The following is a 25103-nucleotide window of genomic DNA, read 5'->3' as shown; positions in this document are numbered from 1 at the left end:
GTTCGCCACTAATCCACCCAGCAAGCTGGGCTTCATCGTTCGACTTGCATGTGTTAAGCACGCCGCCAGCGTTCGTCCTGAGCCAGGATCAAACTCTCCGTAAAAGAACAACGCCCACCACCAGCACACAGCCGGCAGCAGACAATCCATACGAAGCGAACCCGAAGGTTCACAAAACTGGCTACACGAAAAACAATCCGACGATCATTCTCCGAAATCAACCAAAGGAATCCCCAGGCACGACCAACCACCACCCCCTGACGGGAGCAACCAGCCAGCCATGCCCACGAGGACAAAAAATTTGGCATTGACTAACAAGCACACTGTTGAGTTCTCAAACAACCGACACACACCGCCTCCGGGCCGTCAGGCCTTTGCCCGGGGGCTTTCGTTCTCCAGCCTACCAGGTCCGGACCTTTCTCCCGAACCCGGCCGAAACCGTGAATTCAATCGAAAATGCCGCACGTGGCTCCCCGCATCAGGGCGCAGCGCTGTGCACCGTTCCTGAGTGAGGGGATTTCGCCTGCGGGACCAGCCACTTCGCGTCTGCTCTGTACGAGCTGCGCCGTGGTGTCTGTTCCTCCCTGCCGGGCGACCTCGAGAACATTACGGCGTCCGTCGACCCCGGTCAACCTGGTCCCCGGTGACGCGGCTCACGCGTCACGCCGGCGCATCCCGTGCCGCGGGGAAGGCCAGGGCGACGTCAGGCGTGCAGCTCGCGGAACACGTCCGTGAGGGTGGGCCCGTCGTCGCCGAGGCGCCACACGCTCCACCCGTCGGCGGTCGCCGTGCCCGACGCCGCGACCGCGGCGAGGTCGGGGTGCCGGAACCGCGCGCCGTCGGACAGCTCGATGTACCCGTCCGGCCGGAGCACGGCCTCGAAGCGCTGCCCCCGACGCGGACGTGCCCACACCAGGCGGCGCGGACCCGCGAGGCGGCGGGCGAGCGCGACGAGGTCCGGGTCGTCGTCAGGACCCAGCGGTGCGGGGGCGGACGACGGGGGCACGGGCGCAAGCTCTCGCGCACCCGGCCCCTCGTCCTCGCGCGGTGCGGGCGGACGGTAGGACAGCGGGTCGTACGACCGCTCCGTCGCCGGCGGGTGCTGCTGGGCGTACTCGTGCGTGAGGATCGACTCGCGCGTGCGGACGGACTCCCGCGTGCGGACCGACTCGCGCGTGAGGATCGAGGTCCGGGGCACGGCGTCGTCGCCGTGGTCGGCGGACCGCCGCTCGGGCCAGGCCTCCGGCCGATCGGTCCCCCGCTCGGACGCCCGCGGCGCGACGAGGTCCTCGAGCGGCACGGCGTCGAGCACCGGGACCTCGCGGCGCTGCGGCGCCGGAGCCGCCGGTCCGCCGGCGGCGGGGAGGAGGTCGAGCGGGCCCGTCGGGTCCGCGGACCCGGCCCCGGACGACGTCCGCGCCTCGAGCTCGACGGCGCGACGGCGCTCCGCCCGCGAGCGTGCGGCGTGCTGGGTCACCACGGGAAACTTGCCCGTCAGGGCTCGTCCCACGGCGACGCCGTCCGCGAAGTCCGAGCCGGACGCGCGCGGCGGGCGCGGACCGGTGTGCGCTCCCGGGCGGGCTCCCCCTCGCGGCTCACGACGAGCGGGGACACGTCGACGAACCGGCGGCCGTCGGCACCGTGCACGACGCCCAGCCGCAGCACGGCGACCGGCGACCCCGGCTGGCGCAGGAAGTCGAGGGCGTCCTCGATGCCGGGCGCCGCGCTCGAGCAGATGACGACGAGCCGCGCACCCGTCGTGCGGGCGGTCGCCTGCGAGCGTGTCAGGGGCACGTTGTCGTAGAAGGCGGCGACGCCTGCTGGAAGCGGGCCGCTCCCCCGGTGTAGCGGGCGGCGAGCTCCGCGCGCGTGAGCCTCCCCGCCCGGCCGGCGTGGTTGAGCGCCGCCGTGAGCGCGGCCTCCGTGAGCTCCGCGGACACCTCGATGACGACGGGCAGGCCCGCGGCGTCGAGCGCGAGCAGATGGGGCTCGTCGGGCGAGCTGCCGTGCGCGACCGGGAAGATCTGCTCGCCGAGCAGGCCCTCGAGGTTCCCGTCCACGACCCGCTGGGCGTCGGTCCCGAAGGCGCCCGCCGGCTGCGGCGGCTGGACGAGTACCGGACGCTCGGCGTCCACCTCGAAGAGGGGCATCGGGGGATCTCCTGCTGCGTGCGGTGACGCGACCGGTTCGGGGACGTCGGGCTCAGCCTACGGCGGTGGTCAAGGGGCGCGGGTGCGCACGGGTCAGGCGTGCCCGGTCTCCTCGGCCTCCGCCGCGAGGCGCTCCTCGACGCGGTCGACCTTGCCCGTGAGCTCGCCCGTCCGACCGGGCCGGATGTCCGCCTTGACGACGAGCGAGACGCGGTGCCCGCCGGCCCCGACGGCGTCCGTGGCGCGCCGGATCACCGGCATGACCTCGTCCCAGTCGCCCTCGATCTCGGTGAACATCGAGGTGGTGCGGTTCGGCAGCCCGGACTCGCGGACGATGCGGACGGCCTCGGCGACGGAGTCCGCGACGGACTCGCCGGCACCGAGCGGGGCGACGGAGAAGGCGAAGACGGCCATGCGCCCATGGTGGCATCCCGCGCCGCCCGCCGCCGTGCCGAGTCGGGAGCCGGTCGGGAGCCGGTCGGGAGCCGGTCGCGAGCCGGTCGGGTGGCCGGCGGGACGGCTGGTCCACGTAGGCTCGGGACGTGACCCCGAGCGCGACGACCGGACCCGTGACCGTGCTGGCCGGAGGGGTCGGCGGCGCGCGGCTCGCCCACGGCATGGACCTCGCGGGGGCGGACCTCACGGTCGTCGTCAACGTGGCCGACGACGTCGAGCTGCACGGGCTCGCGATCTCGCCGGACCTCGACACCGTGACGTACACGCTCGCCGGTCTCGCCGACGAGGAGCGCGGCTGGGGCGTGGTCGGCGAGACGTACTCGGCCCTCGAGGCGATGGGTCGGCTCGGCGAGGACACGTGGTTCACGCTCGGAGACAAGGACCTCGCCACGCACGTGGTCCGCACGGCCCGCCTGCGCGCCGGGGTGCCGCTGTCCGCGGTGACGGCACAGCTCACCGACGCCCTCGGCGTACGGCCGCGCGTGCTCCCGGTCACCGACGACCGGGTCGCGACGCTCGTGGACACGCCGGCCGGGCGTCTCGGGTTCCAGGAGTACTTCGTCGGACGGCACCACGCGGACGACGTGCTCGGCCTCGTCTACGACGGCGTCGAGGACGCGCGCCCGGCACCCGGTGTCGTCGAGGCGGTGCGGGACGCCGACGTCGTGGTCGTCGCGCCGTCGAACCCGTTCCTGTCGGTCGAGCCGGTGCTCGCCGTCGCGGGCGTGCGCGAGTCGCTCGCCGGCACGCGCGCGCGGCGCGTGGCGGTGAGCCCGATCGTCGGCGGCCGGGCGATCAAGGGACCCGCCGCGCAGATGCTCGCGACGCTCGGGCACGAGGTGTCCGCGCTCGGCGTCGCGCGCCTGTACGCGGGGCTCGTCGACGTCATGGTGGTCGACGAGCGCGACGCCCGCCTCGCGGACGACGTCGCCGGCCTCGGGATGGAGGTCCTCGTCACCGACACCGTCATGGGCGGGGCGGCCGGCCGCGAGCGCCTCGCGGGCGAGATCCTGGCGGCCGCGCGTGGCTGAGCCCGGGTCCGTGGTGGACGGCGCGGCGGACACGGTCGGCCCGGTCCCGGCGGAGCGCGTGGTCGCCGTGGTGCCGCTGCGCGACGGCACGTCCGGGAAGTCGCGGCTCGCGAGCGTGCTCGACGCGGACGCGCGAAGCCGTCTCGTCGCGGTCCTCGCGCGGCACGTCATGACGACGCTGCTCGCCGGGGACACGGTCGAGCGGGTCGTCGTCGTGACGGCGGACCCGCGGTTCGCGTGGCGTGCGCTGAGCGACGTCGTCGTGGACCGCGCGACGCAGGGACCGCCGACGGGCCCCCGCTGCTCACCGACGACGCCGACCGCCTGCGCATCGCGCTGCAGCCGGCGGACCGTCCCGGGTTGAACCCCGCGGTCGAGCTCGGTCGCGAGCTCGCCGGGGAGGACGGGCCCGTCCGGCTGCTCGTCGCGCACGCGGACCTGCCCGCGCTCACGACGGACGACGTGGCGGCGCTGCTCGCGCAGGACGCATCCGTGGTCGTCGCGACGGACCGGCACCGGTCCGGGACGAACCTGCTGCTCCTCGACCCGCCGTTCTCCGCGCCCTCGAGCACGGGCTTGACGTCGTCATCCGCGTCAGAACGGCACGAAGGTCGTGCTCGGCAGACGTTCCGGTTCCGGTTCGGGACCGGCAGTCTCGACGCGCACCTCGCCGAGGCCGAGCGCGCCGGGGCACGGGCCGTCGTCGTGCAGCGCCCAGGCACGGCGACCGACCTGGACACGGTCGACGACTGGGGCGAGCTGCCCGCGGAGGTGCGGGCCGTCGTCGGGCGGCACGTGCCGGGGCTGCACGGCGGCACCACCGGGTAGTCAGCGGCCCCAACGCCCCCGGTGCACGACGTCGTCGAGGGGTTTGCGTGGCCGGCGGCGCGGGGAACCGCTCGGACCGCCGTCGCCGGGATGGCCGAGCGCGACCACACCGGTCGGCGCGTACTCGTCGGGGATGCCGAACGCGTCGCGCAGGCGCGGCACCTCCCCCGGCCGTACCCCGAAGAAGCACGCACCGAGCCCCTCGTCGACGGCCGTCTGGAGCATGAGCAGCGACGCCATGCCGGCGTCGACGTGCCAGTACGGGACCGCCCAGCGGTTCTCGTCACGGTCGGCCCAGCCCTTGTCCTGCTCGGCGTACCGGCGCAGGTAGGCGTCCTTCGACGTGAGGACGACGACGAGCACCGGCGCCGTGCGCATGCCCTCGAGCCACGCGCTCATGTCGCGACCGGAGTCCGCGGGGGTCGTCGCGGCCCAGAAGCGCCCGACGTCGTCGGGCTCGGTCAGCACGACGAACGCCCAGCCCTGCGTGAACCCCGCGCTGGGTGCGCGCACCGCGTTGCGCAGCACGCGCTCGACCGATGCCGGGTCCACGGGGTCCGCCGTGAACCGGCGGACCATGCGGCGCCGGCGCACGACGTCCTGGAGCTCCATGCGCGCCATCGTGCCAGGACTACCGGTGGTGGTCCGTGGCTTCGGCCGCGCGCCGTCGCTCGGGGCGGCGTGCCCGTCACGATCGCCCAGGGTGGTGACGAGACCGTCGAGCGGGGCTGAGAGCGTCGCGGCCACGTCCGCGTCGACCCACGCCCCGCGGACGGCCTCGCGCCAACCCGGGACGCTGCGCATGCACCGCTCGGCGACGGCAGCGCGCAGGTCGGTCCGCTCGACGATCGCGTCCTCGACAGGCCCGGCGCCGACGCGGCCGAGCAGCTCGTCGTCGCCCTCGAGCGAGAGCGCGTGCGCGAGGGACACCAGCGCGTCGAGCACCGGGAACGGGTCGGGGTCACCGAGCACGCGCTCGGCGATCTCGGTGACGACGCCGGCGGACGCCTCCGCCGACAGACGCTCCGTGCGGGTCCCGGTCGATGCCCGGACGAACGCGAGGTACCGCTCGGCGAGCGCCGCGGCCGCCGCGGTGTCGAGGGGTGCCCGGCCCGGACCGACGGCGCTCACTCCTCGAGGCGCTCGGCGAGCAGCTCGACGAGAGCCTTGCCCTGCACCCCCGCGAGCTGGTCGGCCTGGGTGCGGCACGAGAAGCCGTCGGCGAGGTAGACCGTGCCCTCGTCGCCTCGCGCAGCGCGGGCAGCAGCGCGTTCTCCGCGACCGCGACCGACGTCTCGTAGTGGCCCTTCTGCATGCCGAAGTTTCCCGCGAGGCCGCAGCAGCCGGCGAGCACCTCGATGTCCGCGCCGGCGGCGCGCAGCAGGCGCTCGTCGGCCGCGAAGCCCATGACGGAGTGCTGGTGGCAGTGCGGCTGCACGACGGCGGTCACGTCCGACAGGTCGGGCAGGCGCCACCCGGAACCGGTCCCGGGAGCGGTGTCCACCGACGTGAGCAGCTCGGCGAGCGTGCGCGTCGCGCGCGAGACCGCCTGGGCGCGCGGGTCGTCCGGGAAGAGGTCGACGAGGTCGGAGCGCAGCACCCCGGTGCACGACGGCTCGAGCCCCATGATCGGGATGCCGTTCACGGCGTACGGGCCGAGCACCGTCAGCAGCTTCTCGAGCCGGCGGCGTGCGCCGTCGAGCTGCCCGGTGCTGATCCACGTCAGCCCGCAGCACACGTCCTGCTCGGGCACGACGACGTCGTACCCCGCGGCGGTGAGGACCTTCACCGCGGCCTGCGGCACCGTCGGCGAGAGGGTGTCGCTGAACGAGTCGGTCCACAGCACGACCTTCGGCCGCTCGCTGCGCGCGGGGCGGCCCGGCCGCTGCCCGACGGCGAGCCCCGGGACGCCCTGCGTCGCGCCCCCGCGCCGCCACCACGTGCGGAACGGCACCTCGGCGAACCGCGGCACGTCGCGCCGGGTGTCCATGCCGCCCGCCCACAGCACCGCCTTGGCGAGGGGACGGATGCCGAGCAGCCGGTTGACGAACCGCGGCATGCCGGTCGCGAGGCGGGCCCACACCGGCAGCCAGCCGAGCGAGTAGTGGTCGACGGGCCGCAGCGCCCGCGGTACGTCCGGTGCAGCACCTCGGACTTGTACTGCGCCATGTCGCGCCCGCGGGGCAGTCGCTCGAGCACGCCTTGCACGACAGGCACAGGTCGAGCGACTCGTGCACCTCGGCGCCGTGAGACCGCGACGAGCGTCCCGTTGACCGCCTCCTGCAGGACGCGGGCGCGTCCGCGCGTGACGTCCTTCTCGTCCTTCGTCGCCTGGTACGACGGGCACATGAACCCGCCGGCGGCGCTCGTGTCCGCCCGGCACTTGCCCACGCCGACGCAGCGGTGCACCGCCTGCGTGATGTCGCCGTGGTCGTGCGCGAACGAGAACCCCTGGTAGCCGGCGCGGCGCGAGATGCGCGAGATCTTCGCCGGGGCCGTCCCCGCGGGCGCCCCGGACGCGGCGGGCGCGTCGACGCGGGACAGCGCCGGGTGCGCGTGCGGGCGGCGCAGGTCGTCGTCGACCGCGCGCGGACGCACGACGACGCCCGGGTTCATGACGTCCGCCGGGTCGAACAGGGCCTTGAACCGCTCCATGAGCGCGATCGCCTCGGCGCTGTACATGACCGGCAGCAGCTCGGACCGGGCTCGCCCGTCGCCGTGCTCGCCGGACAGCGAGCCGCCGTGCTGGGCGACGAGGTCAGCCGCCTCGAGCATGAAGGCGCGCAGCACAGACCCGGACGACTCGAGCGGCAGGTCGATGCGCAGGTGCACGCACCCGTCGCCGAAGTGCCCGTACGGCAGCCCGTCGACGCCGTAGCGCGCCATGAGCGCATCGAGGTCCCGCAGGTAGTCGCCCAGCCTCTCCGGCGGGACCGCGGAGTCCTCCCAGCCCGGCCACGCCTGCTCGCCCGACGCGTCCGCCCGGCAAGGCCAGCGCCGTCCGCCCGGATCTGCCACATCTTCGTCGCCTCGGGGCCGGCGGGCAGGATCAGCGTGGACTCGCTGCCGGACGCCGCGACGATCGCCTCGGCGTTCGCCGTCGCCTCCTCGGGCGTCGCCCCGCCGACCTCGACCATGAGCCAGCCCGCGCCCGGCGGCAGCGGCGGCACCGAGGCGTCGCCCTTCGCGCGCCGCACGACGTCGACCAGGCGGGCGTCGAGCCCCTCCACCGCGAGCGGGTTCAGCCCGAGGAACGTCGGTACGTCGTCGGCGGCCGACGGCATGTCCGGGTAGCCGAGCACGACGAGCGTCGGCTTCGACGGCACGGGCACGAGCCGCACCTCCGCGCCCAGGATCGTGACGAGCGTGCCCTCGGTGCCCACGAGCGCCTTCGCGAGGTCCGAGCCGTTCTCCGGGAGCAGGTGCTCGAGCGAGTACCCGGAGACCTGGCGCCCGAAGCGCCCGAACTCGGTGCGGAGGAGCGCGAGGTTCTCCCGGACCAGCTCGGCGAGGCCCGGCACCGCGGCGAACGTCGGGTCGCCCGCGCCCGCCACGAAGCGCCGGCCGGTGCCGTCGACGACGTCGAGCGCGAGCACGTTGTCCGCGGTGCGGCCGTACGCGACGGCGTGCGGTCCGCACGCGTTGTTGCCGATCATGCCGCCGAGGGTCGCGCGGTTCTGGGTCGAGGGGTCCGGACCGAAGCGGAGCCCGTGCGGGGCGGCCGCCTGCTGCAGGGCGGACATGACCACGCCCGGCTCCACGACGGCCGTCCGGGCCTCGGGGTCCACGCTCACGACGCGGTTCACGTGCTGCGCGAAGTCGAGCACGACGCCCGGCCCCACGGAGTTCCCGGCCACGGACGTCCCGGCGCCGCGCGCGGTGATCGGCACCTCGAGCTCGCGGATCACGTCGAGGGCGGCGACCGCGTCCTCGGTGTCCCGGGGGTACACGACGACCTCGGGCACCACGCGGTAGTTCGAGGCGTCCGTGGAGTACTCGGCACGACGGCGCGTGGAGGCGTCCACCGCGCCGCGCGTCACGGTCCGCAGGGCCTCCGCGAGCGCCGTCCGCGCGGCGTCGGCGGCCTCGCGCGCCTCCCGCACCGCGGCGGCGTGGGACGCGGACGACGCGCCCTGCGGTCGCACGTCGGGTGTCGAGGTGTCGGTGTCTGCGGCCACGGGCCGATTGTCGCACCCGCTCCTGCGCCCTCGCCGAGGCGTCCGGGCCGTGCCGCCGGACGCGCCCCGGGCGGGCCGCGCGTCAGGCCCCGGGCTCGCCCTCGACCCGCGGGCTGCTGCCCTGGAGCTCGTCGATGAGGCGCGAGGCGTCGGCCTTGGTCAGGCCCTGCGGGACCTCACGGCCCGCCTCGCGCGCGAGCGTCTGCAGGTAGCTCAGCTGCGCTCCGGTCGCGGGCTCGTCGCCCGTCGTCCAGTCCTGCGGGTCCTTGACGGTCCCGGCCTCCTGGCCGTCGGACGAGCCGGTCTGCTCGGTGCTCATGCACTCCTCCTCGTGTCGCGTCCCGTCACGCTACGTCGGGCCGCCGACGGCCGCCCTTCGTCGCCCGGCCGCTGCCGCGGTCAGAGCACGAGCTCGGGCTGCAGCCGCGTCACGCTCCACACACGCCGGCGGCGTGCGGCGAGCGACGTCAGCGTGAGGGCCACCGCGAGCACCCCGGCGAGCACGGCGACGTCGCGCACGACCGTGGAGGTGCTCCCGCCGTACAGCAGCTGGCGCAGCCCCTCGACGGAGTACGACATCGGCAGGAACCGATGCAGCGCGCGCAGCGGCTCGGGGATCGTCTGCCAGGGGAACGTGCCGCCCGCGGTGACGAGCTGGACCAGCATGAGCACGAGGCCGAGGAACTGCCCGACCGCGCCCAGCCACACGTTGAGCGCCTGGAGGATCGCGACGAAGGTCGCCGAGACGAGCACGAGGAACAGCGCGGTGCCGATCCCGTGGGCCGGGGCGATGTCGAGCGCGAACGTCGTCACGGCGAGCATCGCGAGCACCTGCGCGGCTCCGAGCGCGGCGGGCGTGAGCCATCCCCCGAGCGCCGTCGCCACGCCGGGCCGACCGGCGGCGAGGGCACGCGTCGACAGCGGGCGGACGAGGAGGAAGAGCACGTACGCCCCGATCCACGTCGCGAGGGAGAGGAAGAACGGTGCGAGGCCGCCGCCGTACGTGCCGGCCGAGGCGAGCGACTCGTCGCGCACGGAGACGGGGTCGCCGATCGTCCCCGCGGCGTCCTGCCGGGTCCGCTCGTCGACGTCCGGCACCTCGCCCAGGCCGTCGGCAAGGCCGTCGCGCAGCCGCGTGACGCCGTCCACGAGGTCGCCCGAGCCGTCGCGCAGCCGCTCCGCGCCCTCCGCGAGGTCCGCGGCGCCATCGGACACGCGGGTGGTGCCGTCGGCGAGCCGGTCCGCGCCGTCGACGAGCGCGGGTGTCGCCGCGGCGAGCCGCGCCGCGCCGTCGGCGAGCCCGTCCGCGCCGTCGGCGGCGGACGCGATCCCGGCGGTGAGCGACGGCGTCGCGTCCGCGAGCTCGTCCGCGCCGTCCGCGACCTGGCGCGACCCCTCGGCGAGACGGTCGAGCTCCGCGGAGGCGTCCTCCACCTGGTCGACGGCGTCCTGGAGCTCCCCGCGCCGGGCGTCGAGCGCCGGGGCGACCCGCTCCCGGACGTCCGCGGCGAGCGCGTCGGCCTGCTCGGTGGTGAGCACGCCCTCCTGGACGAGGCCGGAGAGCCGGTCGGCGAGCGCCGCGTCGACGTCGCCGCGCACGGCGTCGAGCTCCGGCAGCACCTGTTCGGCGGCGGCCGCCGCCTCCTGGCCGTGCTGCGCGACGAGAGCGGTGCCGTCCGCGACCTCGGCGGCGCCGTCGGCGAGCCGCCGCGTCTGCTCGGGCAGCGTCTCGGTGCCGTCGCGCGCCGTGTCGAGACCGGCCGCGAGTCGCGCGGCTCCGTCGTCGAGCGCGGCCACGCCGTCGGCGAGCGGCCCGACCCCGTCGCGCAGCGTCGTGGCACCGCCGGCCGCCTGCGCCGCGCCGTCGGCGAGGGCGTGCGCGCCGTCGTCGGCCGCCGTGACGCCGTCGCGCAGACGCGCCGCGCCGTCGAGCACCTGGCCCGCACCGTCCACGGCGTCGGCGAGGTTCGTGTGGATCGACGCGAACCCGCGCAGGAACGTGTCGGCGGCCTCCGTGCCGACCTGGGACGCGATCGAGTCGCGCACCCGGCCCACGATCTGGTCGGCGATCGTCCGTGCGAGGTAGTTGTTCGCGTCGTTCGTGACGAGGGTGAGGCTGGCCTGCCGGGGCTCGAGCTCGGTCACGGACGCCAGGTCGGCGGAGAACGTCGGGCCGACGACGAGCGCGGCGTCGTAGCGCCCCGAGCGCACGCCGCGCTCGGCGTCGGGCTGGGACGTCTCGACCCAGCCGAAGCCGCCGTCGTCCAGGAGCTCGTCGGCGACGTCCCGGCCGAGCTCGCGCCGCTCGGTCGCGCCCGTCGCGGCGTCGGTCGTCGTCGTGCCCTCGTCGAGGACGACGATTGCGGCCGGGACCTCGTCGAGCCGCCCGTACGGGTCGTGGTTCGCGAACAGGTACAGGCCGGCGTACAGCGTCGGGATCAGCGCCATCGCGAGGATCGCGAGGCGCGGCAGGGTGCCGGCCGCGAGGCGGCGCAGCTCGGACAGGCCGAGGCGGACGGCGGTCATCGGCCCTCCCCCGCGGGCACGGCGACGCGGTCGCCCGACGGCGCCGGGACGCGCAGCGCGACGACCGGCGGCGCGTGGAGCCCGCGGGCGGGCGGCAGGTCGGCGCCCAGCTCGCGCGCCGAGCTGCGCGTGCACTGCACGAGCACGCCGAGCCCCGAGGCCGCGAGCGTGCGCGCCACCTCCCACCAACCGGCCGCCTCGCCCCCGTGGCGGTCCGGCAGCGTGAGGACGAGGAACCGCATCCCCTCGCGCTCGGCTGCGAGCGCCGCGAGCACCGCGGTGCGCACGACGCCGGGCAGCTGGTCGACCCGGCGCCCGCGGTCCGCGACGAGCGAGTGGGCCGCGAGCCAGCGCGTGACGTCGCCCGGGAGCGCCCGGCGACCGGCGAGCACGAGGCCCTCCGCGACGACGTCCGCGAGCGTCAGCGCGTCGTCGGGGTCGCTGACCCCCGGCACGTCGACGACGGCGGTGACCTCGCGGAGAAGGGTCGCGTGCCCGGAGGCCGTGCCGGGGTCCGGCGCGAGGCCGGAGCCGGGCTCGGCCGCGGGACGGTCGCCGCGCACGAGGCGCACCTCCCCCGCGCTCGGTGCGAGGCGCCCGGTGGCGACCAGCGCGAGCGCGGTGTGCCCGTGCCCGGGCTCTCCCGCGACGAGGACGCACTCCCCGGTCGACCAGGTCAGGTCGACGGTCTCGAGCAGGGGGTCGCGACGGCCGTCCACCCGGACGTCGTGCAGCGCGATCTCCACGGGCCCACCCTTCCGCGCCCGTCGGACGGGCGTTGTTGACTGTTGGTCAACAACGCTACGCCCGGTGTTGACTGACGGTCAACAGGCGCGTAGAACAGCAGCGTGGCTCCGTCCCGCACCCCGCCCCCCGCCTCGTCCCGCCAGCGCGCCCCCCGTCCCCGCACACGCCGCGAACCGGCCGACCGCCGCCGCGAGCTGCTCGACGCCGCGTCGCGCGAGGCCGACGACCACGGTCTCGACGGGCTCGCGCCCGCCGGCGTCGCGGCACGGGCGGGGGCGTCGAAGGCGCTCGTCTTCCACTACTTCGGCTCGACCGCGGGCTGCGGCGCGCCGTCGCGCTCGAGGCGGTAGCGGAGCTCGAGCGCGCGATCGTCGCCGACCGCGCCGCCGGCGAACGGCCCGTCCTCGCCGTCGGGGCGTTCCTCGACACCGTCGAGACGCGTCGCCGTGTCTGGCTGGACCTGTGGCGCGGGACCCTCGGCGGCGACGAGGCGACCCAGGCCGCCCTCGCCGCGGTCCGCACCGGCCTGGTGGCGCGCGTGACGGCGTCCACGGCGGCCGCCGTCGGCACGCCGTCGTCACGGCTCCAGCTCGTCGCCGGCGGGTTCGTCGCGCTCGTCGAGAACGTCACCGCCGCCTGGCTCGGCGGCAGCGACCTCGCGCGCGACGAGCTCCAGCGCCTGCTGCTCGCGAGCGCCGTGGTGCTCGTGCCGGAGCTGCCCGAGCCCGCGAGCAGCGCCGTGGCCGCCATCGCCCGCGCGAACGCGCGCGGAGGGGACTAGCGTCGGTGCCGGTCGCAGGACCGCAGGACGAACGGGAGGCAGCACATGCGCGTGGTGGTCGTCGGAGCGAGCGGGAACGTCGGGACGGCCGTGCTGCGCCGGCTCGCCGAGGAGCCGACCGTGACCTCGGTCGTGGGCGTCGCACGCCGGGTGCCGCGCGCCGACGGGTCGAGCACCGTGCGCTTCCCGCACGACCAGGTGACGTGGCGGTACGCGGACGTCGCCGCGGACGACGTGGACGAGCGGCTCGACGCCGCCTTCTCCGGGGCCGACGTCGTGGTCCACCTCGCGTGGGCGATCCAGCCGAGCCACCGGCGCGCCTACCTGCGCCGCGTCAACGTCGAGGGGACGCGGCGCGTGGTCGAGGCCGCGCTGCGCGCGGGCGTGCAGCACCTCGTCGTCGCGTCCTCCGTGGGGGCGTACTCCCCCGCGCCCTACGGTCCGCGCCGCGACGAGCCGGTGTCCGAGGCGTGGCCCGCGGACGGCGTGCCCGGGTCGTCGTACGCCGAGGACAAGGCGGCCGTCGAGTCGCTGCTCGACACGGCCGACCGCGAGACGGGGCTCGTGGTCTCGCGCGTGCGCTCCGCGCTCGTGTTCCAGCGCGACGCCGCCTCGGAGATCACGCGGTACTTCCTCGGCCCGTTCGGCACGCCGGTCGTGCGCCGCGCGCCGCTGCCCGTCGTCCCGCTCCCCGAGGGTCTGCGGCTGCAGGTGGTGCACGCCGACGACCTGGCGGACGCGTACGTGCGGATCGTCGTCGGGCGCCACCCCGGCCCGTTCAACGTCGCCCACCCGACGGTGCTCACCGCCCAGGACGTCGCGGACGTCGTGGCGGACGGCTCGCTGCGGACCGTGCCCTACGGGACGGCGCGCGCGGCGGTCGCCGCCGGGTGGCGCGCACGGCTCGTCCCCGTCGGCGAGGGCTGGCTCGACATGGCGATGCGTGTGCCCGTGCTCGACACGGACATGGCGAGGACCTTGCTGCGCTGGGCCCCGGTGCACGACGCGAAGGACACGCTCGCCGAGCTCGTCCAGGGCATCCGCGACGGCGCCGGCACGGCGTCCCCGCCGCTCGTCCGCCGCTGACGGCTTCGCACGCACTCCCTCTGACACCTCGGTGACGCACCGAGCCCCGGCCTGCCCACCGCTCGACGGCTGGAACGGTGGGCGGGCCGGGGCTCGGCGTCCGCGAGTCGCGCGTCAGCTCTCGAGCGTCGCGTCCAGCGTGACCGTGGGCACGCCCGCGAGCGCCTTCGAGACGGGGCAGGTCTTCTTGGCCTCCTCGGCGGCCTGCTGGAACCCGGCCTCGTCGATGCCCTCGACCTCGCCGCGCACCGTGAGCGCGATCGTCGTGATCTGCAGGCCGCCCGCGGGGTCCGGCTCGACGGTGACGTCTGCCGTGACCTCGAGCGCGACCGGCGTCGCACCCGCCTTGCCGAGCAGGCCGGAGAACTGCATCGCGAAGCACGAGGTGTGCGCCGCCGCGATGAGCTCCTCGGGGCTCGTGACGCCGCCGGCGTCGTCGGCGGTGCGGCGCGGGAACGAGACGTCGTACGTGCCGACCTTCGAGCTCGACAGCTCGACCTGGCCCTGGCCGTCCTGGAGGCCGCCGTTCCAGGCGGTGCGTGCGGTACGAGTAGCCATGCGAGAGCTCCTTCGGCGTCGGGTCCCCGGGCGCGTGCCCGGCTCGTCCGACCGTAGCGCGGGCCGCGCGCGGTCGCCGGGGGGAGCCCCCGGATCGATGCTGGCCCTGGGCAACCGCCCGGCCCGGAGGTTACCGTTCACCCCGGGGGCGTCGTTCGACCTGTTCGCCGGACCCCAGGGAAGGAACCGACCAGCACCTTCACCAGATCCGGTACCGCCGGGGAAATGAGTGTCGATGAAGCACCGTTCTCTGCCCGCGACCCTGACGGCGGCTGCCGCGGGCCTCGCGGTCGCCGCCGCGGGCGCGCTGCCCGCCGCCGCCGCACCGGCACCCGACGACCCGCCGAGCACGAGCGTCCGCGACGGCGCCTCGCTCGACCCGGTCGACAAGGTCGCCCCCTCGCTCGCCGCCGCCGCCGGCACCGTGACCGCGTTCGTCGAGCTGGACGCGCCCTCGGGCGTCGACCTCACGGCCCAGGCGCCAGCGCGCAGGAGGTCGAGGACAACGCGTCCGACGTCGCGACGCTCGCGGACGACGTGGTCCCGCAGCAGGCGACGGCGCGCAGCGCGGGGGCCCGCAGCCCGCAGCAGGTGTCGGTGACGAGCACGCTCGTCGCCGGCGTCGTCGTCACGGGCGACGCCGACCGGGTGCGCGACCTCGCCCGCGACGACGCGGTCGTCAAGGTCTACCGCATCATCCCGAAGAAGCCGGCGAACAAGGGCACCGACACGTTCACCCGCGCCGTCGAGACGTGGGAGAGCACCGGCCTCACCGGCGAGGGCGTGCGCATCGGCGTGATCGACACGGGCCTCGACTACACGCACGCGGACTTCGGCGGCCCGGGCACGCAGGAGGCCTACGACCAGGCCTACGGCGAGCGCGGCGCCGGCCCCGTGCCCGAGGGCACGTTCGACGAGCTCAAGTACCTCGGCGGCCACGACTTCGCCGGGTACGACTACGACGCCTCGGGCACGGTCGAGGGCACGACCCTTGTCCCGTCCCCCGACGAGAACCCCATCGACTCGCTCGACACGATCGGCTCGGGCCACGGGTCCCACGTCGCCGGCACCGTCGCCGGCTACGGCGTCACGGCCGACGGCGGGACGTTCCGCGGCGACTACGCCGCGGTCTCCGACGTCGCCGACTGGAAGGTCGGCCCGGGCTCGGCACCGGAGGCGGGCCTGTACGCGCTCAAGGTGTTCGGCGACCTCGGCGGGTCGACCGGCGTCGTCGTGGACGCGCTCGAGTGGGCCGCGGACCCGGACCAGGACGGCGACCTGTCCGACCGCCTCGACATCGTCAACCTCTCCCTCGGCTCGGACGGCAGCCCCGCCGACGACCCGGAGAACCTCTTCATCGACCAGCTCTCGCGCTCGGCACGCTCTCGGTGATCGCGTCCGGCAACGCGGGCGACGTGACCGACGTCGGCGGCTCGCCGGGCAACGCGCGCACCGCGCTGACCGTGGCCAACTCCGTCGGCGACACGCAGACGTTCGACGCGGTCGAGGTCACCGGGCCGGCGGAGCTCGCCGGGACGTACCCGGCGCAGAACTCGGTGAACTACGCGGGCGCGAAGACGTGACCGCCCCGGTCGCGTTCGTCGCCGACGACTTCAGCGGCTGCGAGGCGTTCACGCCCGAGCAGTCCGCGGCCGTCGAGGGCAAGATCGCGTTCCTGTACTGGGACGACGTCGACGCGACGCGCGAGTGCGGCAGCACCGCGCGCTTCGACAACGCCGAGGACGCCGGCGCCGTGGGCGTGCTGCTGTCGTCCGGGCTGTCGTCGTTCGTCGCCGGGATCGCCGGCAACGCGGCCATCCCCGGTGCGCAGCTCACGGGCCCGAGCCACGAGGCGCTGCGCCCGGCGATCGAGGCCGGCACGGTCGTCATGACGATCGGTCCGTCGTACGCGCTCGCCGAGTTCGTCGAGATCCCCGAGATCGGCGACACGCTCAACGCCGGCTCCTCGCGCGGCGTGCACGGCTCGCTGGGCGTGGTCAAGCCCGACGTCGCGGCGCCGGGCACCGGCATCGCGTCCGCGGCCTCCGGCCGTCTCGACGCGGCCGGCATCAAGTCGGGCACCTCGATGGCGACGCCGCACGTCGCGGGCATCGCCGCGCTCGTCAAGCAGGCCCAGCCCGGGTGGGGCCCGCAGGAGCTCAAGACGTCGGTCATGAACACGGCGACGCACGACGTGTTCACCGGGCCGTCGCGCACCGGGGTCGCCTACGGCCCGGAGCGTGTCGGGTCCGGGCGCGTCGACGCGCTGCAGGCGGTGGAGAACACGACCCTCGCGTACGCGTCGCAGGACTCCGACGGCGTCGCGCTCGGCTTCGGCGTCGTCGACGTCGGCGCGGAGACGGTGACGCTGCGGGACACGGTGACCGTGCGCAACACCGGCGACGCACCCGTCACGTACGCGACCGGCTTCACGTCGTCGAGCACGGCGGGCGGGGCGACGATCTCGGTCGCTCCCGCCGAGGTGACCGTCCCGGCCGGGCAGCAGACGGTCGTCACCGTCACGCTCACCGCCGACCCGGAGACGCTCGCCAAGGAGCTCGACCCGACGTCGTCCGAGGACTCCGGCGTCGGCGTGCCGCGCGACCGCGTGTCGTCGCTCAGCGGCCGCGTCGTCCTCACGCCGGCCGACGGCGGCTCGGAGCTCCGCGTCCCCGTGCAGGCGTCACCGCGCCTGGTCAGCGACCTCACCGCGAAGCCCGTGACGTTCGGGGGCGAGGCCGGCACGGCCGCGCTCGACCTCGACGGCCGCGGCGTCGCCTCGGGCGGGTGGCTCTCGCTGCTCGCGCCGTTCGAGCTCAAGGCGACGAGCCCGCGGCTCGAGGCGGACGCCTCGGTCGGCACGTCGGCGTCGGCCATCGCGTCGGCGGACGTACGCGCCGTCGGGTTCTCCTCGACGCGCCGCAGCGCGCGGCCGCCGGCGAGGACCCCGCCGCGGGCACGATCGGCATCGGCGTCGCCGTGGACGGCCCGTGGGCGAGCCTCGGCTCGGTGTCGATGCCCGCCGTGGAGGTGGACGTCGACTCCGACGGGTCGTCGGACTTCGAGGTCGCGGTGATCAAGTACAACGCCGAGACCGACGTGACCCTCGCGGCGACCTTCACCCTCAAGGACTGGACGGCGCCGGACGGCACCGAGTGGAAGGCGGGCGAGAACATCGACCTGCAGCCGGTGAACTCGCTCTGGGGCGACGTCGACACCTCGGTGTTCGACAACAACGTCGTCGTCATCCCGGTGGGCATCGGCTCGCTCGGGATCGAGGAGGGCACGGAGCCCACGTTCCAGGTGCGGACCTACTCGCCGTACTCCTCGGCCGCCGACCAGCTCGTCGACGCGACGGAGACGTTCACGGGCGACCCGTTCGACCCGGCGTACTGGTTCGAGGGCTCGGACCAGCTGCTGTTCGCGGGCGCGGACGACGCCCCGGTGACCGTGCACCGGTCCGAGGCCGCCGCGCAGGAGGGCAGCGGGACGCTCCTGCTGCTCCACCTGCACAACGCGACGCCGACGAAGCGCTGGCAGACCGTGGACGTCACGACGTCCGACGCGGTGGTCGACGTGACCGTCACCGCCCAGCCCCGCTGCCTCGCGGGCTCGGCGTACGTCGCGGTCCGGGTGCTCAACGAGTCCGGCACGACGACGGACCTCGCGGTCACGACGCCGTACGGCGACCGCGACTTCACCGACGTCGCGGACGGCCGCAACGCGTACCACGCGTTCGCCGTGCGGGCGGACGGCGTGGAGGCCGGGACCGTCACGGTCGAGGCCACGGCACAGGTCGACGGCGCGGACGCACCACGACGTACCGGGCCGAGCACGAGGCGCTCAGCTGCTCGTGAGCTGACTCCTCGCACGACGGACCGAGGGCCGTCACCCCCCGGGGTGGCGGCCCTCGGCCGTTCCTCAGGCAGGACGCGCGCGACGAGAAGGGGACCGACATGGCACGTCACGACCCGTTCACCGCCGCTTCGCCGGCGAGCACGACCTGGACTACGAGATCCGCGGAGTGCTGGGCGCCGCGCCCAGCGGCGCGTCCGACGTCGGCGAGGTCCTCGCCGCCGTCGCCGGCGTCAAGGACTCCGACCACGACGGATGGTTCGCCGCGTGGGACGCCCTCGGCGACCGTGTCGCCGCCCAGGGCAAGGAGGCGGAGGCCGGTGGCCACGCCGTCAGCGCCGCGTCCGCGGCCCTACGGGCCGCGACGTACTACGGCGTCGCGGTGAACGCCGTGGCCGCCCTGGAGTCCGACGACGACCTGCTGCCCACGTTCCGCAAGCACCGCGCGGCGTGGGACCGCTGGACCGAGCTGGTCGACGTCGACGTCGACACGATGGCGATCCCCTACGAGGGGACCACGCTGCCCGGCTGGTTCTTCCACGCACCCACCACGGCGACGCCCGGCGACGACCCCGGTCCCGCGCGCCCGACGCTCGTCGGCGTCAACGGCTCCGACGGCTCCCTGCCGGCGATGTGGCGGGCGTGCGTCTCCGGGGCGCTCGCCCGCGGCTACCACGCGCTCGTGTTCGACGGGCCCGGCCAGCAGTCGATGCTGTTCGAGCGCGGCACGTCGTTCCGCCCCGACTTCGAGGCCGTGCTCACGCCGGTGCTCGACGCCGTCCTCGAGCGGCCCGAGGTCGACCCCGACCGCGTCGCGGTCTACGGCATCAGCCAGGCCGGGTACTGGGTCGCGCGCGCCCTCGCGTTCGAGCACCGGCCGGCTGCCGCCGTCCTCGACCCCGGCGTGGTCGACGTGGCGGCGTCGTGGGAGAAGGAGGTCCCCGCGAGCCTCCTGAAGGTCCTCGACAAGGGCGACGACCACGCGTTCGACCGCGACATGGAGCTCGGGATGCGGCTGTCACGGACGACGGCCCGCACGTGGCGGTTCCGCGCCCGGCCCTACGGCGCCGGCGGCTACGCCGCCACGGTCCGCGCGGTGCGCCGGTACGACGCCACCGACGTCGCCGGGCGCATCACCACACCGCTGCTCGTCACCGACCCGGAGGGCGAGCAGTTCTGGCCGGGGCAGTCCGAGCGCCTCGCGGCGCTCGCCCCCGACGTGACGACGCTCGTGCGGTTCACCGCCGCCGAGGGCGCGAGCCTCCACTGCCAGCCGCTCGCCCGGACGCTCACGGACCAGCGCGTGTTCGACTGGCTCGACGGGCGGCTCGCTCCCGCGCCGTAGGAGCCTGCCGCCGCGCGGCCGTCCCGGACGACCGCGCGGCGGCGGACGCGTCAGACCCGCGCGCCGAGCCCCTGCAGCTCGAGCACCAGCCCCTTGATCGCCGCGGCCGGCACCTGGCCGTCGTCGGCCTCGACGAGCGACGCCACCGACGCCGGGACGTCCGCGTCGGAGCACAGCACGAGCGGGGTGTCGGCGGACGAGTCGGGCAGGCGGCCGTGGCTCCCGCTCACGTACGACGCGTCGAGCGGGACGGTGCTCATCGCGTACCGCAGACCGAGCTTCTTCCTCACGAGGTTCATGCCGGCCTTGGCCTTGGCGAGCGGGTCGGCCGGGTCGAAGAACAGCTCGGCCGGGTCGTAGCCCGGCTTGCGGTGGATGTCGACGCCGCGCGCGTACTCGGGCGCCCGGGCGTCGTCGAGCCAGAAGTAGTACGTGAACCACGCGCCCGGCTCGGCGACGACGACGAGCTCGCCGGACCGCTCGTGGTCGAGCCCGTACCGTGCCTGCGCCTCCCGGTCGAGCACCTCGTCGACGCCGGGCACGGCCCGAAGCAGGTCCGCGACGCGCCGCTGCAGCGCCGTGTCCTGCGGGTCGCCGAGGTAGACGTGGGCGACCTGGTGGTCGGCGACGGCGAACGCGCGCGACGTCCACGGGTCGAGCTGCTCCTTGCCGTCCTGGACGTAGACCTCGAGCAGCCCCTCGCGCCGCAGGATGCGGTTGAGGTGGACCGGTCGGTCGACGTCGGCGATGCCGTACTCCGAGACGACGAGCACGGTGACGCCCTGGTTCGCGCAGTCGTCGAGCAGCGGGGCGAGCGTCGCGTCGAGCTCGGCCGCGGCGGCGTGCGACCGCGGGTCGTCGGGGCCGAACCGCTGCAGGTCGTAGTCGAGGTGCGGGACGTACGTCATCGTCAGGTCGGGCGCGTGCGTGCGCATGACGTGCCGCGTCGCGTCGACGATCCAGCGCGACGACGCGATGGACGCCGTCGGGCCCCAGTAGGTGAAGAGCGGGAACTCGCCGAACCGCTCGACGAGGTCGTCGTGCAGCGCCGGCGGGCGCACGTACGCGTCCGGCGACTTGCGGCCGTCGGCGTGGTAGATCGGTCGCGGCGTGACGGTGACGTCCGTCGTCATGCCCATCGCGTACCACCAGCAGACGTTCGCCGCGCGGTACCCCTGCCGCGCGCCGCGCGCCGCCTCCCAGAGCTTCTCCCCCTCCACGAGGCGGTTGTGCTGGCGCCACAGGTAGACGTCGCCGAGGCCCCGGAAGTACCAGCCGTTGCCGACGATGCCGTGCTCGGCCGGGCTCAGGCCGGTGAGCATCGTGGACTGCACCGAGCACGTCACCGCGGGCAGCACGGTGCGCAGCTCGGACTGCCAGCCCCCGGCGGCGAGCTGGCGCAGTCGCGGCATGTGCGCGAGGGCGGTCGACGTGAGCCCGACGACGTCGAGCAGCAGCACGGGCTTCATGCGGTCCTCCTGGTGGTGGTGGCGTCGGGCAGCAGGTGCGCGTCCGCCCACCGCAGCTCGGCCGCGATGCCGGCGACGAGCGAGTCGGTCGCGGCCCCCTCGGGGAGCACGGACCACGTGTAGGTCTCGACGTCGAGGTGCGCGGCGTGGCCGTGCGGGGCCGCGTCCACGGCCGCGACGGCGGTGCGCAGGACGTCGGTGGTCGCCGCGAGCGGCGCCTGCGGCTCGTGGTGCAGGGGCACGTGGAAGTGCACGCGCCACGGGCCCGCCGCGGGAAGGGTGCCGCCGAGCGCGTCCGGCAGGTCGTCGGCGGCGCGCACGGTGCCGTCGGGCGCCTGCTCGCGCACCTGGTGGATGTAGCGCTTCTCCGAGAACCGACCGACGGCCTCGCGCGCCGCCGGGTCCGACGGGTCCGCGACGTGCAGCGCGGCGGACGCCTGCACCTTCACGACGCGCAGCCCCGCGTCCGTGATGCGCCGCACCGCGCCCGCCGGGTCGGCGAAGGACACGGCGAGGTGGCACGTGTCGAGGCACACGCCCACGTGCTCGGGGTCGACGCGCCGGTCGTCCGGCAGGTCGGGGCGCGTGCGCTCCGCGAGCCACGCCACGACGTCCTCGACGGTGTCGAGGACGCAGCCCGGCTCGGGCTCGACCGCGACGCGCACGACCCGGCCCGTCCGGCGCGCGATCTCGCGCAGTCCCGCGGAGAGCCTGGCGAACGCGCGCGTCGCCGCGGCGTCGTCGGCGTCGGTCCACGGCTCGCGCCACGCCAGGGGCAGCGTCGAGATCGACCCCGCCGTGCCGTCGGGCAGCAGGTCGGCGAGGACCTCCGCGCACTCGAGCGTGTACGCGAGCCGCTCCGGGTCGGCCCAGGTCGGCGAGTAGACGTCGAGCTTGACGACCTCCTCGTGGAACCCGCCGTACGGGAACGCGTTCAGCGTGTGGACCTGCAGACGGTGCTCGGCGAGCGCGGCACGCAGCCGGTCGCGGTCGGCCGCGGACCCGGCGAGACGGTGCGCGAGCGCCGCGGGCATCCACAGCCCGACGCGAGCACGTCGAGACCGGCGGCCTCGCGCACGGGCGCGGCGTAGCGCGCGAGCTGGTCGAGCACGCCGTCGAGGTCCTCGGCGGGGTGGACGTTGGTGCAGTAGGACAGCAGCACGGTGGAAGCTCCGATGCGGTCGCGGGACGGGGGTCGGGGCCGGGACTACGCCCGCACGCCGCGCAGCACCGACGAGCCCTCGAACTCCACGCCCGGCGTGGGCAGGTCACCCTCGACGAACCCGGGCACCGGGTCGAGCACGAGGTTGCCCGACTGCTCGTAGAACGCCACGGGGTTGCGCCACAGCACCTGGTCGACGTCGTCCTCGGAGAACCCCGCGGCGAGCATCGCGCGCCCGGTCTTCAGGGTCTTCAGCGGGTCGGAGCGGCCCCAGTCCGCGGCCGAGTTGACGATCATCCGCTCGGTGCCGTGCTCCTGCAGGATCGCGACCATGCGGTCCTCGTCCATCTTCGTGTCCGGGTAGATCGAGAACCCGGCCCACGCCCCCGCCTCGAGCACGAGCGCGACGTTCGTCTCGTTGAGGTGGTCGACGAGCACGTGCGCGGACGGGACGCCCGACTCGCGCACGACGTCGAGGGTCCGCCGCGTGCCGGCGAGCTTGTCGCGGTGCGGGGTGTGCACGAGCACGGGCAGCTCGGCGTCGAGGGCCATCTGGAGCTGGCGCGAGAAGACCTCGTCCTCCTCCGGGGTCATCGAGTCGTAGCCGACCTCGCCGACCGCGACCACGCCGTCCTTGAGCAGGTACCGCGGGATCTCGTCGAGCACCTCGCGGCAGCGCGCGTCGTTCGCCTCCTTCGGGTTGAGCGCGATGGTCGCGTGGTGGCGGATGCCGAACTGGGCCGCTCGGAACCGCTCCCAGCCGAGGAGGGAGTCGAAGTAGTCGAGGAACGAGCCGACGTTCGTCCGCGGCTGGCCGAGCCAGAACGCCGGTTCGACGAGCGCGCGCACGCCGGCCGCGTACAGGGCCTCGTAGTCGTCCGTCGTGCGGCTCGTCATGTGGATGTGCGGGTCGAAGATGCGCATCAGGCGCTCCTTCCGGTGCTGGACGTCGGACCGGGGGTGGTGTGGTCGGGCCGGGCCGGGCCGGTCTCGACGTCGGGGGCGAGGCGCGCGACGTCGTCGGGGACGACGCGGCCCGCGGCGCGGCGCTCGGCGGCGAAGTCGCGCGCCATGCGGGCGAGCTCGTCGTCGGTGCGGTCCCCCAGGCCGGCGACGGCGTCGAGGCTCACCCCCATGAAGACGAGCTTGAGCACGGCGTGCCGCCACGCGTGCGGGTCGAGGTGCGCCGCGGCGAACGGGCCGACGGCCGCGGCCACGAGGCTCTGGTCGTTGGTCCGCAGCGCGTCGGCCGCGAGGTCGGTCCCCACGGCCACCACCTCCGGGGCGAGGTCGCCGCGCGCGGCGAGGGCGTCGAGGCCGCGCAGCACGCCACGCCGCTCGGCCGTGTCGCCGTGCTGGTACAGGTCGGCGAGCCGGGCCGCGAGCGCCGCACCGCCGGCCGGGCCCAGGGCGTCCGCGAGCGCGACGACGAGCGACGCGCGCGCGGCGTCGTCCACGGTGCCGTGCACGACGCCCGCCGGGTCCCCGTCCGGGCGGCGCGCCGAGCGGCCCACCTTCCGCCCCGCGAGCGCGAACGCGCGGTCGGCGGCCGCGGGGTCCTGCGTGACGGCGACGAGCTGCTCGGCGAGCCAGCGTGCGCCGCCGTTCGCGGCCGCGCCGGTCAGGTCCTCGGTCATGACACCTCCTGGTCGTGCTGCGTGGCGGCGTCGGCCCACGCGGCCCGCAGCGCCGTCATGCTGCGGCGGGCGAGGCCGGGTGCGTCGAAGGAGTGGCGCGGGAGCTCGACGGCGGCGACCCCCGCGTAGCCGACGTCGGCGAGCGTCGCGAGCACGAGCGGCAGGTCGATGTCGCCCTCCCCGAAGGGCCGGTGCTCGTGGTGGGTCGGCGGCATGTCGTCGAGCTGGACGTTCGCGAGGTACGGCGCCGCCGCGCGCAGGGCGCCCACCACCCCCTCGGGCTCGACGACGAGGCAGTGGCCCACGTCGACCGTGATGCCGAGCTCGGGCGGGTCGCCGACGTCCTCGCGCAGGCGCAGCGCGTCGGCCACCGTCTCGACGAGCATGCCGGGCTCGGGCTCGAGCGAGAGGCGGACGCCGCGGGCGCGCGCGTGCTCGACGAGCGCGGGCAGGCGGTCGCGCAGGCGCGCCCACCCGTCCGCGGGCGTCGCGTCGTCGGGCAGCACGCCCGAGAAGAACGAGACGCACTCGGCGTCGAGGGCGGCCGCGATCTCGACGGCGCGCTCGAGGAAGCGCATCCGGACGTCCGCCTCGGCGTCGACGAGCGTCGGCCGGTGCTTGCGGTACGGGTCGAGGAGGAACCGCGTGCCGGTCTCGACGACGACGCGCATCCCGGCGCCGCCGCGCAGACCCGCGAGACGCGCACGCAGCGCGTCGACGTCGTCCGCCCAGCCGGGCGCGAACGGGTCGAGGTGCGGGAACCCGAGCGTGAGCGCGACGGCGCCGTAGCCCTCGTGGTCGAGCACGTCGAGCGTGACGTCGAGCGGGTGGTCGGTGAACCCGTTGGTGCCGTACCCGAGCGCGAAGGGCAGCGGCTCGCGCCGTGCGTCGTCGGCGGGGGCGCTCACGTCTCGCTCATCTCGACCGGCCCGGGCGCCGGCCCGCGCGCCGCAGCAGGCGCCCGGCCACCTCGACGCCCGCGAGCGCGGCCGTCGACACGAGGCTCCCGCCGCGCGCGGCCCACGCGGCCTGCAGCGGCACCATCGCCCGGATGCCGGCGCCCGTCGCCGTGCGGGCGTTGCGCGCGGAGGGAGCGACCGCCGTCTCCGCCTGGCGCGGCAGGCACGTCGCGACGTACGCCGCGGCGGCCGCGACCGCCGCGACCCGCGCGACGACGGCGACGACGATCGCGCACGTCGGACGACGACGTCCAGGGCCCGCCGCCCGGTGCCGGTCGCCCGGAGCGCGCCCGCGACGACGTGCCGGCGCCGCGAGCGTGCCGCCGCACCGACGC

27 protein-coding genes, 1 rRNA gene and 2 pseudogenes are annotated in these 25103 nt (G+C 75.4%); 11 read left to right on the top strand and 19 right to left on the bottom strand.

Translation table 11 applies throughout. From position 1 onward, the window contains the following. From BJF88_RS12480 to BJF88_RS12460, 5 genes are all read right to left on the bottom strand, one after another. A 16S ribosomal RNA gene (locus tag BJF88_RS12480) occupies nt 1-104 on the bottom strand; the annotation flags it as partial. Between the two features lie 599 nt (nt 105-703). Further along, nucleotides 704-1477 (bottom strand): hypothetical protein, encoded by a 774-nt coding sequence (locus BJF88_RS20520; RefSeq protein ID WP_222844003.1) that lies wholly within the window; start codon nt 1475-1477, stop codon nt 704-706. A gap of 17 nt (nt 1478-1494) precedes the next feature. After that, nucleotides 1495-1794, bottom strand: a complete 300-nt coding sequence (locus BJF88_RS12470; RefSeq protein WP_075829043.1) for a hypothetical protein — start codon at nt 1792-1794, stop codon at nt 1495-1497. Continuing rightward, a complete protein-coding gene (locus tag BJF88_RS12465) occupies nt 1785-2150 on the bottom strand; it encodes a hypothetical protein (protein ID WP_075829042.1) in 366 nt (121 codons plus the stop codon). Before BJF88_RS12465 ends, BJF88_RS12470 begins: the two co-directional genes overlap by 10 nt. A gap of 93 nt (nt 2151-2243) precedes the next feature. Then, a complete protein-coding gene (locus BJF88_RS12460; protein ID WP_075829041.1) occupies nt 2244-2564 on the bottom strand; it encodes an MTH1187 family thiamine-binding protein in 321 nt (106 codons plus the stop codon). Between the two features lie 128 nt (nt 2565-2692). Between BJF88_RS12460 and cofD the strand changes: the two genes are divergently transcribed. The 3 genes from cofD to BJF88_RS22210 are packed head-to-tail and all read left to right on the top strand — an operon-like array spanning nt 2693 to nt 4465. Further along, nucleotides 2693-3637, top strand: coding sequence for a 2-phospho-L-lactate transferase (gene cofD, locus BJF88_RS12455; RefSeq protein ID WP_075829040.1), 945 nt, complete (start codon nt 2693-2695; stop codon nt 3635-3637). Beyond that, nucleotides 3630-4001 carry a hypothetical protein gene (locus BJF88_RS22215; RefSeq protein ID WP_255372001.1) on the top strand — a complete coding sequence of 124 codons (372 nt, stop codon included), beginning with the start codon at nt 3630-3632 and terminating at the stop codon, nt 3999-4001. Before cofD ends, BJF88_RS22215 begins: the two co-directional genes overlap by 8 nt. Further along, on the top strand, nt 3998-4465 hold the full coding sequence (locus tag BJF88_RS22210) for a hypothetical protein (RefSeq protein WP_255372000.1): 468 nt from the start codon (nt 3998-4000) through the stop codon (nt 4463-4465). Before BJF88_RS22215 ends, BJF88_RS22210 begins: the two co-directional genes overlap by 4 nt. Here the strand turns inward: BJF88_RS22210 and BJF88_RS23665 are convergent, their stop codons facing one another. The 5 genes and pseudogenes from BJF88_RS23665 to BJF88_RS12425 form a co-directional block, all read right to left on the bottom strand. Next, entirely contained in the window at nt 4466-5596 is a 1131-nt protein-coding gene (locus tag BJF88_RS23665) for a nitroreductase family protein (RefSeq protein ID WP_369824594.1), read from the bottom strand. Further along, nucleotides 5593-8568: pseudogene (locus BJF88_RS12440) on the bottom strand (FAD-binding and (Fe-S)-binding domain-containing protein). The gene BJF88_RS23665 and the pseudogene BJF88_RS12440 overlap by 4 nt, the downstream one beginning before the upstream one ends. Nucleotides 8569-8725: 157 nt before the next feature. After that, nucleotides 8726-8962, bottom strand: a complete 237-nt coding sequence (locus tag BJF88_RS12435) for a DUF3072 domain-containing protein (RefSeq protein WP_075829039.1) — start codon at nt 8960-8962, stop codon at nt 8726-8728. A gap of 80 nt (nt 8963-9042) precedes the next feature. Further along, nucleotides 9043-11169: a YhgE/Pip domain-containing protein gene (locus BJF88_RS12430; RefSeq protein WP_075829038.1), complete on the bottom strand. Its 2127-nt coding sequence runs from the start codon at nt 11167-11169 to the stop codon at nt 9043-9045. Continuing rightward, entirely contained in the window at nt 11166-11915 is a 750-nt protein-coding gene (locus BJF88_RS12425; protein WP_075829037.1) for a hypothetical protein, read from the bottom strand. The genes BJF88_RS12430 and BJF88_RS12425 overlap by 4 nt, the downstream gene beginning before the upstream one ends. A gap of 102 nt (nt 11916-12017) precedes the next feature. Between BJF88_RS12425 and BJF88_RS12420 the strand changes: the two genes are divergently transcribed. The 3 genes from BJF88_RS12420 to BJF88_RS12410 all read left to right on the top strand — a co-directional run bounded on the left by BJF88_RS12420 (nt 12018) and on the right by BJF88_RS12410 (nt 13783). Next, a complete protein-coding gene (locus BJF88_RS12420; protein WP_075829036.1) occupies nt 12018-12266 on the top strand; it encodes a helix-turn-helix domain-containing protein in 249 nt (82 codons plus the stop codon). A gap of 188 nt (nt 12267-12454) precedes the next feature. Further along, a complete protein-coding gene (locus BJF88_RS12415; RefSeq protein ID WP_139316053.1) occupies nt 12455-12697 on the top strand; it encodes a hypothetical protein in 243 nt (80 codons plus the stop codon). Between the two features lie 45 nt (nt 12698-12742). Continuing rightward, nucleotides 12743-13783, top strand: a complete 1041-nt coding sequence (locus BJF88_RS12410) for an NAD-dependent epimerase/dehydratase family protein (RefSeq protein WP_075829034.1) — start codon at nt 12743-12745, stop codon at nt 13781-13783. 114 nt (nt 13784-13897) lie between these two features. On the opposite strand, the gene BJF88_RS12405 is transcribed toward BJF88_RS12410, so the two are convergent. After that, entirely contained in the window at nt 13898-14341 is a 444-nt protein-coding gene (locus BJF88_RS12405; RefSeq protein ID WP_075829033.1) for an OsmC family peroxiredoxin, read from the bottom strand. Between the two features lie 235 nt (nt 14342-14576). On the opposite strand from BJF88_RS12405, the gene BJF88_RS19660 reads away from it, so the two are divergent. The 4 genes from BJF88_RS19660 to BJF88_RS12385 are packed head-to-tail and all read left to right on the top strand — an operon-like array spanning nt 14577 to nt 17417. Next, on the top strand, nt 14577-14942 hold the full coding sequence (locus tag BJF88_RS19660) for a hypothetical protein (protein WP_075829032.1): 366 nt from the start codon (nt 14577-14579) through the stop codon (nt 14940-14942). Further along, nucleotides 14879-15733, top strand: coding sequence for a S8 family serine peptidase (locus BJF88_RS12395; protein WP_075829031.1), 855 nt, complete (start codon nt 14879-14881; stop codon nt 15731-15733). The genes BJF88_RS19660 and BJF88_RS12395 overlap by 64 nt, the downstream gene beginning before the upstream one ends. Further along, nucleotides 15730-15924 (top strand): hypothetical protein, encoded by a 195-nt coding sequence (locus BJF88_RS12390; RefSeq protein WP_075829030.1) that lies wholly within the window; start codon nt 15730-15732, stop codon nt 15922-15924. Before BJF88_RS12395 ends, BJF88_RS12390 begins: the two co-directional genes overlap by 4 nt. Beyond that, the gene (locus BJF88_RS12385) at nt 15921-17417 is read left to right on the top strand and encodes a S8 family serine peptidase (RefSeq protein WP_075829029.1); all 1497 of its coding nucleotides are present in this window, start codon (nt 15921-15923) and stop codon (nt 17415-17417) included. Before BJF88_RS12390 ends, BJF88_RS12385 begins: the two co-directional genes overlap by 4 nt. A 235-nt stretch (nt 17418-17652) precedes the next feature. Here the strand turns inward: BJF88_RS12385 and BJF88_RS12380 are convergent, their stop codons facing one another. Further along, complete coding sequence (locus BJF88_RS12380) at nt 17653-18129, bottom strand: hypothetical protein (protein WP_075829028.1); 477 nt, start codon at nt 18127-18129, stop codon at nt 17653-17655. A 236-nt stretch (nt 18130-18365) separates the two neighbouring features. Here BJF88_RS12380 and BJF88_RS12375 point away from each other — a divergent pair, with 236 nt between their 5' ends. Continuing rightward, nucleotides 18366-19541, top strand: coding sequence for a S9 family peptidase (locus tag BJF88_RS12375; RefSeq protein ID WP_255371999.1), 1176 nt, complete (start codon nt 18366-18368; stop codon nt 19539-19541). Between the two features lie 50 nt (nt 19542-19591). On the opposite strand, the gene BJF88_RS12370 is transcribed toward BJF88_RS12375, so the two are convergent. The 7 genes and pseudogenes from BJF88_RS12370 to BJF88_RS12345 all read right to left on the bottom strand — a co-directional run. After that, nucleotides 19592-21010: an alkaline phosphatase family protein gene (locus BJF88_RS12370; protein ID WP_075829026.1), complete on the bottom strand. Its 1419-nt coding sequence runs from the start codon at nt 21008-21010 to the stop codon at nt 19592-19594. Further along, nucleotides 21007-22044 carry a metabolite traffic protein EboE gene (gene eboE, locus BJF88_RS12365; protein WP_255371998.1) on the bottom strand — a complete coding sequence of 346 codons (1038 nt, stop codon included), beginning with the start codon at nt 22042-22044 and terminating at the stop codon, nt 21007-21009. The genes BJF88_RS12370 and eboE overlap by 4 nt, the downstream gene beginning before the upstream one ends. Beyond that, nucleotides 21945-22172, bottom strand: coding sequence for a hypothetical protein (locus tag BJF88_RS22205; RefSeq protein WP_255371997.1), 228 nt, complete (start codon nt 22170-22172; stop codon nt 21945-21947). Before BJF88_RS22205 ends, eboE begins: the two co-directional genes overlap by 100 nt. A 45-nt stretch (nt 22173-22217) precedes the next feature. Next, complete coding sequence (locus BJF88_RS12360) at nt 22218-23096, bottom strand: TatD family hydrolase (RefSeq protein ID WP_075829025.1); 879 nt, start codon at nt 23094-23096, stop codon at nt 22218-22220. Continuing rightward, nucleotides 23096-23809: an EboA domain-containing protein gene (locus BJF88_RS20020; RefSeq protein ID WP_075829024.1), complete on the bottom strand. Its 714-nt coding sequence runs from the start codon at nt 23807-23809 to the stop codon at nt 23096-23098. Before BJF88_RS20020 ends, BJF88_RS12360 begins: the two co-directional genes overlap by 1 nt. Then, nucleotides 23806-24717, bottom strand: a complete 912-nt coding sequence (locus BJF88_RS20015; RefSeq protein WP_255371996.1) for a sugar phosphate isomerase/epimerase — start codon at nt 24715-24717, stop codon at nt 23806-23808. Before BJF88_RS20015 ends, BJF88_RS20020 begins: the two co-directional genes overlap by 4 nt. A gap of 7 nt (nt 24718-24724) precedes the next feature. Continuing rightward, nucleotides 24725-25103, bottom strand: a pseudogene (locus BJF88_RS12345) (4-hydroxybenzoate polyprenyltransferase); the annotation flags it as partial.

The organism is Cellulosimicrobium sp. CUA-896 (assembly GCF_001942335.1).
In the GTDB taxonomy this organism is placed as follows: Bacteria; Actinomycetota; Actinomycetes; order Actinomycetales; family Cellulomonadaceae; genus Cellulosimicrobium.
This window is presented reverse-complemented; position numbering and strand designations above follow the sequence as displayed.